Raw genomic sequence first — 12,890 nt, 5'->3', positions numbered from 1 at the left:
TTAGGATTTAAATCTTAAATCAAAAAGATAAATTTCAATTATATTTCAATTGTATGTGAGATTTAATTGTGAATTTGATAATTTTATTTTTAATTTATTTCATAAAGTTGCCCGATTATCTTCTTAATGGTAGTTAAATTGTATACCATAAATGATTATTTTTAGTTTAATAATTTTAAAGCGTCTTTAATGAAAAAGTTTTTGTGTGTAGTTTTTGCATCCATTATTCATGGCTTTTATTATCCTCAAGCAGCAAAAAAAGCTTTACCATGCTATGATTTTTCGGAAGTTTTAAAAGTAGAGCCCACTTTACTTTATAAGCCGCATTTGGATGCTTCGAAAAGTTTTGGGATAAAAATTCTGCAAGATTCAAAAACTGTTTTGAAATACATCAACAACGGGAAATTCCATAAAATAAAAAAATCGGGAAAAGGATATCGTGTACAAAAACTCGATTACAGCAGAGCCTGGATGGTTTCTAAAGGGAAATTAATGCTGGAAAGAATGGGTGCGCGTTTTAGTAAAGAAACAAAAGGAAATACTTTTACGGTTTCTTCGATTACTAGGACGTTGGAAGATCAATGCAGACTAAGAAGGGTGAATTCTAATGCTTCATTGGGAATCAGTTCGCACAATTACGGCAATTCTTTCGATATTTCTTATGTCCGTTTTAATGATGTTTTGAAATATAACCCGAAAATGGAAGCTGCTTTGGAAAAAATCTTACAATATTACTACAAATCTGGGCGGATTTATTACATAAAAGAAAGGCAGCAAAGCTGTTATCACATAACGGTAAAGAATTATTAACTAATTTTCAATTATCTGTGAGATACTTGCACACGTAGTTTAGTTTATATAATTTTATGCCACTAAAAATACCGTGAAAAATATGAATACATTCAACAGAGAGCAATATGATGTTGCTATTGCAGACTGGACGAACTGCCGTGGAAATTATGCAGCAATTAAAAATCTGATCCTTACAAACTATGTTTTTAATTTTGATTCTGAACAGATTGATTGGATGAAAAATGCTAATAAAAATACAGAATTCTGTACAGAAATAGGCATTTACCAAGATCAGCTTGTTGCCATTCTTTGTCCGTTGGATCCGTCTGGTCAAAAAGTAGTTGTTGATAACTATCCGTATAGTGTTTTAAGTGAATTAGACAGAGATTTGAATCTGGTAGAAACGGAAGTATACACTGTTGTAAAAAATGCTGTTCTTTCCAGAGAAACTAAGAATGGTTGATGACAGCTCTGATATGTACTGGCCGATTGCCAACAAGCCGATGATGGAGCAGGATAAAGCGGTAGAAGCTATTGAATCTTGGAGAAATGAAGGGATGAACTGGTTCTACAGAGAGTGTGACGAATTTGGCGGAAGCAGAATTTTTAACAAGTTTTATGTACCTGCAGAAAACCTAAATCCACCAAAGCCGGGGCTTACGAATATGGTTTGCTCATTCGGACTGAAGTTTTCTGAAGTTTATCAGAGAGTTTTGCCAACCTTAATTTTTATTTCTTTCTACCAAGATTTTGAAAACACAGGAAGTGTAGAAAAAATATCAAATACGTACGATTGGTCGCAGGCTTGCCCACCGATCTGTCAGTTTATGTAATTTTTAACTTAAATATATTGTGGATATTTATCAGGTAATACTTTATCTTAATAACAGTTTACTTGTTATTTGTACTTTGATCGGAATCTTAAAGTACAAAGTTTTTAGAAATACAGAAAAATGGTATGTATATTATATCATTTTTCTTTTTTTGATAGAAGCTACAGGCAGGGTTTCCATTAATCTTTTTAATGCAAAAGATTTAAACTTCCTGTTTCCTTATTATGTTTCCGGAGATTTTCTGATATTGGGGATTCTGTTCATCAGAAAATTAGCTTTACGCTGGTATTGGTATATTCCTGTAGTAATATTAGCTGGTTTCTTTCTTGTGGATACAGAGATTATAAGTAATGAAATAAAAAAAGTAATTTCTAATATTGTCGTTATCTGCTTTGCGGGTTATGCGTTACTCATGGAAATTAAGAATACGAAAATTAATGATCGGTTTATGGCAGTAGACAGTCTTATTTTTCTGTACTACGGATTATCTGTATTTCTATTTTTTCTTCTTCGGCAGCTTGCGGATTTCGGCAAGGAAGAAGCGGGAATGATCTGGAGTATCAATAATCTCCTTTGCAGTTTCCTTTATTTATCAATCATTTATACCTTTTTAAAATTAAAGAAATAACTTTAAATATCACCTTTTTTATCGCGTTGATTGTCGTTTTGATAATCATCATGTCTTTCATTTTGCTGGCGTACAGAAGTTTTATTCAGAGAATTATTAAAGAAAAAAACGCGCAATATGAAGCGGAAGTTCAGCATCAGAAAAGATTGGTTTTAGAAAACATCAAAGCTCAGGAATCCGAAAGGAAAAGAATTGCCGTAATGATTCACGACGACATCGGAAATCGTCTGAATATTCTTTCATTATGGTTGAATAATATGGATACGAAAGGCGACGAGATCATTAAAAGAAATATTACAACACAGATGTCTTCTCTCATAGATTCGGCAAGAAGCATTTCGCATTCATTATATCCTGTGAATCTGGAATCGGTCGGTTTGGTTTTATATATTGAAGAATTGATCGCTAATTTGTCGGGAAGAATTAATATTTCGATGAATGTAAGTCCGAAATTTCAGAAAAAAGATATCTTCATAGAAGTTCAGTTATACAGAATTATTCAGGAATTTACGACCAATGTTCTCAAACATTCGGAAGCATCAAGAGTCTGGATTTATATTAAAGATAACCATACGAATCTCGCCGTCATTATCTCAGACAACGGGCAGAGTTTTGAATATGAAGAGGTGAAAAAGGGGATGGGTATCAAAAATATCGAATCCAGAATAAAATCTATGAATGCGGCGCACAAATGGAAAAATGTTTTAAATGAAGGCAGCCGTTTAATTATTAAAATTCCATACAACAATGAATTCTCAAATCAAAATAGCATTAATTGACGACGAACAGTTAATCCTTGAAGGAGTAAAAATGTTATTATCTTCCGAACAGAATATTTCGGTGGTTTCTACTTCCGGAACGGGACCGGATTTTTTAGAAACATTAGAAAAAACTTCCCCGGAAGATTTTCCGGATATTGCTTTGGTGGATGTTCAGATGCAGCCAATGAATGGTTTCGAACTGGTGGAAATCTTAAAAGAAAAATATCCCGATCTTAAAATTATCATCCTTTCGTCACATTATAAAACAACGATTTTGGGGTATATGGTAAAGTTGGGCGTTTCTGCTTTTTTACCTAAAAATTCTAATAGAAATGCTTTCATAGAAGCAATTACAATGGTTTATAAAAATGGAATTTTCTTCACGCTGGAAGATCATCAGATGATTTTTTCTTACATGAACAGTCCTACGAAGAAAAGAACGCTTTTTGAGATGGACGACGAGCTTTCCGACCGTGAAAAAGATGTCGTAAAACTGATCTGTCAGGAATGTACCAACAACGAAATTGCAGAGAAATTATTCATAAGTCCAAGAACGGTAGAAAGCCACAGACAGAGAATCGTCGAAAAAATCGGCGCCAAAAATACCGTCGGAATTGTGATTTATGCAATTATCAACAATATTTATCCTTTAGAAAGAATTTGATTCCGTAGAAATACGGAATTTTTTATTTGGTACTTTTTACTCTATAATCCCTATTTTTTTCATCGTTACTTTGAGGAGTTCATTAAATAAGTACTTCATTATTAATTAATGAAGATTAATATAAAACCACAAAGTGACATGAAAAACAATATAATCTCTGTCGGAATTTTCTTCGACGGGACTGGAAACAACGGAGTGAATGCGACTTCCTCCCAAAAACCCTCGAGAAACAACGAAAGTTATTATAACAATATTACGAATATCTATAAATTATCAGAGTTATTTACAGGTAATAAAAAGATTTATGTAGAAGGAATCGGCACTGTTACAGGTTCTGAAGACAGCGATTATGCAATGGCAACCTGCAAAAATCCTATGGGATATCAAGGATATTCTTCGGATGATAAACTGGCAAAAGCGTATGCTTTTATCAATAATATTGTAGTTGATGCAACGCAGGAATATGATTTTTATGTGTACGGATTCAGCAGAGGATGTATGTTGGCAAGAGCGTTGTGTAATGAATTATTGAGTCCTGATTCTAAAGTTTCAGGAAATATTACTATAAAATTTCTGGGTGTTTTTGACACCGTAGAATCTGCGCCTTTCAACGATTATCATGTAACGGTTTTACCCGGAACAGAAAGAGCGCTTCATCTTTGTGCCGTGAACGAATGCAGATACTTTTTCCCGTTAACAGGTTTCTTCGAAGATTCTAAAGATAGAGAAGATATAAAATCTGAAACCGGAAACTCCGTATGGAAAGAAATTTTCGTTCCCGGAGCTCATGCAGATGTTGGTGGAGGTTATTTGGAAGGTTCTCAATCGGTGTATATTTCGCCGAATTTTGTGAAAAATGATGAACTTACCGCTTACGTTGAAAATGTAAGAACGGCAGCTACAGATTCTAATGGGAATAAAATCTGGGACAATGTTCTTCAAACATATCAATTGGATCAAGGGGAAGTTTTTTCACAGGCTTATGTTGAAAGAGAGTTGGTTTACAATGAACTTTCAAAAGTTTACGGAAAATTAATGTTGACTGAATCTAATGCTGAAAACCCTATTTTCAGTACCAATTTTAGTGAAGCCGATTTTGAGATTGATGCCAATTTACATCCTTATTTAATTGAACTATCAACTGCTTTGGAGAAATACAGCAAAGATCTTTCTTTAGGTTTAAAGCCAAATTATAATTACGAAAAACTGGCAGATTACACTCATATTTCGGCAAATTTTGGATTGTATCATCCTGCTTTACTTGCTAATTCAAGATCCGGAGCGAATGTAGAATTCATCAACAACGGGTTGAATGTACCGAGCAATTCGGACGATCAGTTCAGTGCAAACCAGTCAAAATTACAATCAGAAATCCACCATGTAGAAGATTCTATCGTGGATTACGCATACGGAACTAATATTCCGAATAACGATAATTGGAGTCGTACAATATTAATTAAAGAGAATTTTTATAATAAATGTTAGTACTTTTTCAGTTTTAAATTTAGGTGTAGAGCTGTCCTGGTTAGACAGCTCTTTTTTACGAATAATTTTTTTTATCATAAGTTTTTCTAAAAGGCCGCTTTTTTTAAGTGGCTCTTTTTCTTTTCGTTATATTCCTTTATTTTGCGTATTTTTGCACGCGAAAATTCATTATTCACTATTAATCAATATTTAACATGCTTTCGGTTCAAGGTTTAGGATTACATCATTCGGGAAACTATCTGTTTCAAAACGTTAATTTCACCATTAAAAAGGATGATAAAGTTGGTTTGGTCGGTAAAAATGGAGCTGGGAAATCCACTTTATTAAAAATGCTTTCCGGGGAAATCACTTTCTACGAGGGAAATGTAGTGCCCGAAGGAAATATTACGATCGGTTTCCTAAAACAGGATCTTGATTTTGTAAAAGGAAGAACGGTTTGGAACGAAACCATGCAGGCTTTTGAGCAAATTAATGCTTGGAAAGAGGAATTGGAGGAAATAAACCATCAAATGACCGTAAGAACCGATTACGAAAGTGATGGTTACACAGATTTGATTAACAGAATGACTGATCTAAATGACCTTTTGATGCACCATGATGCCTATAACTTGGAAGGTGATATCGAAAAAGTGTTATTCGGTTTAGGTTTTAAAGCAGATGATTTTCAAAAAATAACCGACGAATTTTCCGGAGGTTGGAGAATGAGAATCGAACTGGCAAAACTGCTTCTTCAGAAAAACGACTTGATGCTTCTCGATGAGCCTACCAATCACTTGGATATGGAATCGATCATCTGGCTTGAAAACTTCCTGAAAGATTATCCGGGAGGAATTGTTCTGGTAAGTCACGATAAACAGTTTATGACAGCCGTTTGTAACCGTACTTTTGACGTGAATAACAGAAAAGTGGACGATTATAAAGCCAATTATTCCAAATATTTAGTGATGCGTGAAGACCGCCGTGAAAAACTGATTCAGGCTAAAAAGAATCAGGATGCGGAAATCAAGCAGATGGAAGATAACATCAATAAATTCCGTGCGAGTGCTACAAAAGCTTCTTTTGCGCAGTCTTTAATTAAAAAATTAGATAAAATTGAGCGTATTGAAGTGGATAATGAAGACGTTTCAAAATTCAATATCCGTTTCGTGCAGTCGCAAGTTCCGGGGAAAGTGATATTCGAAGCTGAAAAGCTGGGGAAATCTTACGGTCAAAAACAGATTTTTGATGATGTAGATTTCATCGTTCAGAGAGGAGACAGAATCGCGCTTCTTGGTCAGAACGGACAAGGGAAAACGACATTGGCGAAAATTTTGGCTGGAGATATTCAGGATTATTCAGGTTCTTGGAATCTTGGACATAACGTGAACATCGGATATTTTGCTCAGAATCAGGAAGAAGTTTTAACACCTAATAAAACCGTTCAGGAGGAAGCGGAAGATTCTGCAACCGAAGAAACAAGACCTAGAGTGAGAGATTTGTTAGGATCTTTCCTTTTCCAGGGTGAAGCGGTAAATAAAAAAACAAAAGTACTTTCCGGAGGGGAGAGAAACCGTTTGGCGCTTTGTAAGTTGCTTTTACGTCCGTTCAACACGTTGATTATGGATGAGCCTACCAATCACTTGGATATTCAGTCTAAAGAGATTATCAAGCTTGCTTTACAGAAATTTGAAGGGACTTTGATTGTAATTTCTCACGACAGAGAATTCCTGCAAGGACTTTGTGATAAGATTTATGAATTCCGTGATGGTAAAATGAAAGAATTCTTAGGAGATATTAATGAGTATCTTGTTTTCAGACAGAAAGAAAGCATCAGAGAAATTTCTGCAGAAAAAGCAAAGCTTCACGCTGAAGAACCGAAAGTTGAGGTAAAAAAAGTTGAAGAAAAACCAGCAGTCAACAACAATCAACAATCAACAATTGTAAGCAAAGAGCATAAAAATATTCAGAATAAACTGAAAAAAGTAGAAGAAAAAATTTCCGAGCTTGAAACAAAAGTAGAAGAAATGGAAGCTTCTTTCACCAAAGAAAACCCTTCTGAAGAAACATTAGAAAAATATAATAAAACCAAAGAAGAACTTGATGTAGCCCTACAGGAATGGGAATATTTGGGTTCTCAGTTGGATTAATTTGATATTTAAATTCTGAAAAATATCCATCTCATTTGTCATTTCGTAGGAATCTAAGCTTTGATTTTTACAATTCAATCTCTGAAAATTGCGCGTAGATTCCTACGGAATGACAAACAGGATGTAGAAAAAAACAATTAGTATTCGCGATGTTATGCTAATGTTCTCGAAACATCTCAAAACAAAATTTCATCTAAGTTTTGTAACAAAACAACAATCGCGTCTACCTATCAATCAAAGCATTTAATAAAACTTTAATCTAAGTTTTTAATTTATTTTCATACTTTTGACTAATGATTTTTAAAGAAAGCAGAAATCTAAAGAATTTTATTTCCAAATTATTGTTTGGAATATATTTTCTTGCGCTGTTTTCTCAAAATTTTCACAACCACAGTTCAGAAGAAGTTTTTAAAAGTTTCAGCTTTAAAAAAACAGAAAATACCATTACAAATAATGTATTGAAAGAAAAAGCAGCCGACTGTTTGGCTTGTCATTTCTTGGCTACAGGACATACCTTGGTTCCTGAAGAATTCAATTTTTCTTTTGAAAGTTATACGCATGAAGTAGAACAGATTCTTACTGTTCAGGAAAAAATATGGTCTCAGACTAAATTTACCTTTCAGCTTCGCGGTCCTCCCGCAATTTCATAATTCATAGATTTTTTCGGATTTTTTTGACTTAAATTTTTAAAATTTAACTATTTCTTAATGGAGATTTGAACCCTTATGGAAAGTTTAAGTTGTTAAGAATAATAAGATTAATGTATTAATTTACAACTGTTAAAGTCATTAATAGATCGTACATTTTACATTGTACAAAAAATCCAACCCTAATTTTTTACGAAAAATGTGCTTCATAAAAAGCACGAAATCAATCTATTTACAATGAAATTGATATATAGTTTAATGTTGATCCTTTGTGGATTTGCATTTACAAACGCACAGCAGACTTACGCTGTACAAGGAACTGTTCAGGATTTTCACGACAAAACGATGTTGGAAAATGCTGTGGTGAAAATTGGTGATTTTACCACAAAAACAGGCAAAAACGGTAAGTTTTCTTTCGACAAAATTCCTGCGGGAAAATATATACTCATTGCTAAACATCCTGATTGTAATGATTATACTGAAAATGTAGGAGTTACACAGGATTTACATGTGACGATCGTTCTTGAACATCATATTCAGGACATCGAAACCGTGACGATTCACGGAAGTCATAAAAGCAATGGCTCTTTGGTCGTTAAAACACTCGACAAATCTGAAATTGAGAGAAATTCTACCGATAATCTGGGGAATTTATTAACGAAAATTTCAGGAGTTTCTGCCTTAAAAACAGGGAATAATATCTCAAAACCTATTATTCACGGGCTTTACGGAAGCCGAATTGCTATTTTAAATAATGGAGTAAAACTTGCCGAACAAGAATGGGGAGTGGAACATGCGCCGAATGTTGATATTAATAATTTTCAACATATTGATGTCATTAAAGGAGCTTCTGCATTGAAATACGGAAGTGACGCCATTGGTGGAGTAGTGGTGATGGAACCTGAGATTTTTCCTAAAAAAGATACCATCAAAGGTTCTGTAGGACTTTCCGGAATTTCTAACGGAAGAGGTCTCGGAGTGGATGTAGACGTTGCCAAAGTCTGGAAAAACGGTTGGGCTGTAAAATCAGGAGGAAGCATCAAAAAACTGGGAGATCAGCATGCTCCGGATTACAATCTGATGAATACGGGAATGGATTTTTCGTCTTTCAATTTTACGGTTCAGAATAATTCTTATGAGAAAGGGATTTCATTTGATTATTATTTAACCAATCAGAATATCGGGATTTACAGAGGTTCTCACGTCGGAAATAATGAAGATTTTTACAATGCCACAACCACTAAGATTCCTATTTATACAGGGAATTTCAGTTATGATATTGATAATCCGAGACAGGTGATCGAGCATCATATTGCAAAGGTTTCTGCTTTTAAAAGATTTTCAACTATCGGGAAAGTTTCTGCAACGTACAGTTATCAGTTTAATCACAGACAGGAATATGACATTAGAAGAGGTGAATTGAAAGATACGCCTTCTCTCGATCTGGAATTAATGACGCATCAGTTCAATCTTAATGATTTACTGGAAAGAGGAAAATTTTCTTTAGAAACTGGTGTTGATGCAAGTTTTCAGAATAATTATTCGGATCCTGCGACAAAAGCGAGACGTCTGATCCCGAATTATGATAAATATGCTGCCGGAATCTATTCGATTTTTAAATATAAAATTTCGCATGATTTCAATATTGAAGCCGGTGCGAGATATGATTTTACGCGGTATGACGTGACGAAATGGTACGACAAAAGCGATTGGGAAAACCGGTATGCAGATTCTTATCCTCAGTTTTATGTAAAAACCGATCAAAACAGAATTCTGACGCGCCCTCAAATGAATTATGAAAATTTCTCATTCAACGCAGGTCTTGAATATCGTCCGAGCTCAAGCTTTGATTTGAAATTTAATTATGCAAAAGTAGGACGAACTCCGAATATTGCAGAATTATTTTCAGATGGTTTACATCATTCTGCGTCGGTGATCGAAATTGGAGATATGGGACTGAAAAACGAGCAGGGACATCAGTTTAACTTAACCGTTGATTCAAAATTCAATGTTTTGAAAGGATTGAATGTTTCTGTAAATCCTTACTTTTTTATCACTAAAAATTTCATCAACGAAGTTCCGACGGGAGTTCAGAATACAATCAGAGGAGTATTTCCGGTTTGGTCTTATCAGCAGATCGATGCGAAAATGTATGGGGTAGACTTGGATGTTAACTTCAAAATCACGGATAATCTTACCTATGTTGGAAAAGGAAGCTATGTTTACGGACAGGACGATACCCACAATGTTCCGTTGATTCTTATGATGCCTCCGAATTTTTCTAATGCATTGCAATTCAATAAAGAAAACTGGAATAAGTTTTACTTTACGCTGGAAAATCAGACGTTTGTAAAACAGAACAGATTTCCGGTGTATAATGCGACGATTCCTATTTATATAGATGGTGATGAGGTACAAAAAGAAGTTGATTTAAGTACTCCGCCAAACGGTTATTCTCTTTGGAATATCCAGACGGGAATCAATATCAGCAAAAATCTTTCTGCAGGTCTTATCGTGAATAATCTTTTCGATGTGTCGTACAGAGATTATCTGAATCGTATGAGATTCTTTTCGGATGAGGCAGGAAGAAACTTTATTTTAAACTTTAGATACAGATTCTAAAGTCTTCAGAAAATTATTAAAACAAAATTTACAATCTTAAAATTTTACAAAAATGAAAGTATTCAATACTAAAAATATAATCAAATTATTAGCTGTTTTATTTATCGCAATTACTGTTGTTTCTTGTCAGAGAGACGGTTCTGCGGCAGAAGATGACCTTCCACAGGAGGATCTTACGAATATTATTTTAAAAGTAAGAGATATTTCACCGGGAAGTACGGCTACAGCAATACCATATAATTACAGTATGGGAGCCGGTGGAGCTCAATCTATTAAGCTGGAAGACGGAAAAACGTATGAAGTAATTGCAGAGTTTAAAAATGGAAATGATGATGCTACACAGGAAATCAGAGACGCAAAAGACGAGCACTTTTTAGTTTTCAATTTTCCTAATTCCGACATTGTTTTAACTCGTACAGACGATGCTACTTCTACAAGAGCAGATGGAAAACGTGTAGGGTTGAAAACAGAATGGGTGGTGAACAAAGCCATTAAAAATCCTGCGGCAACAAGCCAGCTGATTTTTACCCTTTATCATGAGCCGGCAACAGTTTCGGAAGATTCTCAGGCAAGCGGTAACGGTATTATTTTCGGAAAACAAACCGGAGGTGAAACCGACGCTCAGGCAAATTATAATATTATTAATTAATATATCTTTAATCTTGTTAACAAAGCCACTGAATTTTTTCGGTGGTTTTTTATTTATCTGAGTTAATGAATAAGGAATTTATTCATGTTTGAAGAAGTAATTAAGCTGATTTTATTGTTTTTTTATGGCTTAATTTATATAACGAACAGTAATTACATCCAAATAGTCACTTCCAACTTCTTTCCTCCAACTTCAAGCCCGATTAATCTTATATTTAACAATATTTGGCGGTATAAGTTGATTTTAATTGATAGATTTTGATAAAATTTTCCTATTTTTGCAACCTAAAATTTTAATCAATAATGAAGGTTACTGCAAAAAACCATGATGATGTAAGTGCATTGCTTACAGTGACATTGGAAAAATCTGACTATAAGGAAAAAGTTGAGAAACAATTAATTAATTATGCTAAAAATGCACAAGTTCCTGGTTTCAGAAAAGGGAAAGTGCCTTTGAGTATGGTTAAAAAACAATATGAAGCAGGTATTGCTTTCGAAGAAATCAACAAGCAGGTTTCTGATGCTTTGAACGGATATGTAAATGACAACAAACTAAGATTAGTTGGTCAGCCTGTTCCTCAGCCAGTAAACCAATTAGACTACAACGCTGATCAAATTGAAGTTGGTTTCGAGGTAGGATATGAGCCTGAATTCACTATAGACTTAGCTAAATATGAAGCTCCTCATTACAAAGTAGAAGCTTCTGAAAAAGAAATTGGTAAGAGCATTGAAAACATGCAGAAGCGTTTTGCTGAGCAGGTTCCTCAAGATAAAATCACTAAAGATTCTTATATCGCTTTAGAGATTTCTCAGGTTGTAGAAGAAGGAGCTGAAGGAGAGCACCACCACCAACCAAAGAACGTTACTGTTACAGGTGAAAACAAAGAAGCTTTCAAATTGGTAAAAGCTTTGAAAATGGACGGATCTGTGAAGGTTTCTAAAGAAACTCTTGCTGGTGACGAAGAATTAGCTAAAGAATTAGGATTCTCTAAAGAAGAAGTTGAGCATTTACACCACAACGAAGTTGAAGTAAAGGTAAAAGATTTCTATGCTTTGGATCTTGCTGAGCTGAACCAAGAACTTTTCGATAAAGTATACGGTGAAGGAAACATCAGTTCTGAAGAAGAGCTTAAAGAAAAAGTAAAGACTGAACTAGACGAGTATTTCCAACAAAATGCTGATGTTCACTTTGTAAATAAAGTATTGGAGCAGGTTTCTGAAAAAGAAGAAGTAAAACTTCCTGAAGCTTTCTTGGTAAAATGGTTGCAATTCTCTAACCAGAACATCCAATCTGAAGAGCAGGCAAAAGAAATTCTTGAATCTGAGAAAAAGCAATTGACTTACCAGATCATCGAAGGTAAATTGATGAGTGAAAACGAAATTCAATTAGACTATGCTGATGTTTTAGGACAAGCTGAGCAATTGGTTAGAAATCAATTGGCTATCTACGGAATCCACCACTTAGGTGACGAGGAAATCCAGAAATATGCTGTTGAAATGTTGAAAGACCAAGAGCAGGTAAGACAAATTTCTTCTGAAGTTGCTATGACGAAGCTGAAAGATGTTATCCTTGAAAAAGCAAGCAAAAAAGAAACTGCGATCTCTCACGACGAGTTTTTAGAAGAGCTTAAAAAATAATTTATTTTATTATAAATATTAAAAACCACCAATCATTTGGTGGTTT

12 protein-coding genes are annotated in these 12,890 nt (G+C 34.4%); all 12 read left to right on the top strand.

Going from position 1 to position 12,890, the window contains the following annotated elements:
• Positions 1–189 precede the first annotated feature (189 nt).
• The 12 genes from J3D55_RS19725 to J3D55_RS19670 all read left to right on the top strand — a co-directional run bounded on the left by J3D55_RS19725 (position 190) and on the right by J3D55_RS19670 (position 12,844).
• Positions 190–810, top strand: a complete 621-nt coding sequence (locus J3D55_RS19725) for a DUF5715 family protein (protein ID WP_259133673.1) — start codon at positions 190–192, stop codon at positions 808–810.
• Positions 811–892: 82 nt separating this feature from the next.
• Positions 893–1,255: a hypothetical protein gene (locus tag J3D55_RS19720; RefSeq protein ID WP_259133671.1), complete on the top strand. Its 363-nt coding sequence runs from the start codon at positions 893–895 to the stop codon at positions 1,253–1,255.
• The gene (locus J3D55_RS19715; RefSeq protein WP_259133669.1) at positions 1,221–1,625 is read left to right on the top strand and encodes a hypothetical protein; all 405 of its coding nucleotides are present in this window, start codon (positions 1,221–1,223) and stop codon (positions 1,623–1,625) included. The genes J3D55_RS19720 and J3D55_RS19715 overlap by 35 nt, the downstream gene beginning before the upstream one ends.
• A gap of 19 nt (positions 1,626–1,644) precedes the next feature.
• Positions 1,645–2,253 (top strand): hypothetical protein, encoded by a 609-nt coding sequence (locus J3D55_RS19710; protein WP_259133667.1) that lies wholly within the window; start codon positions 1,645–1,647, stop codon positions 2,251–2,253.
• Between the two features lie 50 nt (positions 2,254–2,303).
• Positions 2,304–3,032, top strand: a complete 729-nt coding sequence (locus tag J3D55_RS19705) for a sensor histidine kinase (protein WP_259133665.1) — start codon at positions 2,304–2,306, stop codon at positions 3,030–3,032.
• Positions 3,001–3,678: a response regulator transcription factor gene (locus J3D55_RS19700; protein ID WP_259133663.1), complete on the top strand. Its 678-nt coding sequence runs from the start codon at positions 3,001–3,003 to the stop codon at positions 3,676–3,678. Before J3D55_RS19705 ends, J3D55_RS19700 begins: the two co-directional genes overlap by 32 nt.
• A gap of 138 nt (positions 3,679–3,816) precedes the next feature.
• The gene (locus J3D55_RS19695; RefSeq protein ID WP_259133661.1) at positions 3,817–5,163 is read left to right on the top strand and encodes a T6SS phospholipase effector Tle1-like catalytic domain-containing protein; all 1,347 of its coding nucleotides are present in this window, start codon (positions 3,817–3,819) and stop codon (positions 5,161–5,163) included.
• 194 nt (positions 5,164–5,357) lie between these two features.
• A complete protein-coding gene (locus tag J3D55_RS19690) occupies positions 5,358–7,289 on the top strand; it encodes an ABC-F family ATP-binding cassette domain-containing protein (RefSeq protein WP_259133659.1) in 1,932 nt (643 codons plus the stop codon).
• Between the two features lie 293 nt (positions 7,290–7,582).
• Positions 7,583–7,939 carry a hypothetical protein gene (locus tag J3D55_RS19685; RefSeq protein ID WP_259133657.1) on the top strand — a complete coding sequence of 119 codons (357 nt, stop codon included), beginning with the start codon at positions 7,583–7,585 and terminating at the stop codon, positions 7,937–7,939.
• Positions 7,940–8,173: 234 nt separating this feature from the next.
• Positions 8,174–10,558 (top strand): TonB-dependent receptor, encoded by a 2,385-nt coding sequence (locus J3D55_RS19680; RefSeq protein WP_259133656.1) that lies wholly within the window; start codon positions 8,174–8,176, stop codon positions 10,556–10,558.
• Between the two features lie 52 nt (positions 10,559–10,610).
• Entirely contained in the window at positions 10,611–11,207 is a 597-nt protein-coding gene (locus J3D55_RS19675) for a hypothetical protein (protein ID WP_259133654.1), read from the top strand.
• A 302-nt stretch (positions 11,208–11,509) separates the two neighbouring features.
• Positions 11,510–12,844: a trigger factor gene (locus J3D55_RS19670; RefSeq protein ID WP_259133652.1), complete on the top strand. Its 1,335-nt coding sequence runs from the start codon at positions 11,510–11,512 to the stop codon at positions 12,842–12,844.
• Positions 12,845–12,890: the final 46 nt, after the last annotated feature.

The organism is Chryseobacterium ginsenosidimutans, assembly GCF_024807225.1.
Classification (GTDB): Bacteria; Bacteroidota; Bacteroidia; order Flavobacteriales; family Weeksellaceae; genus Chryseobacterium; species Chryseobacterium ginsenosidimutans.
This window is presented reverse-complemented; position numbering and strand designations above follow the sequence as displayed.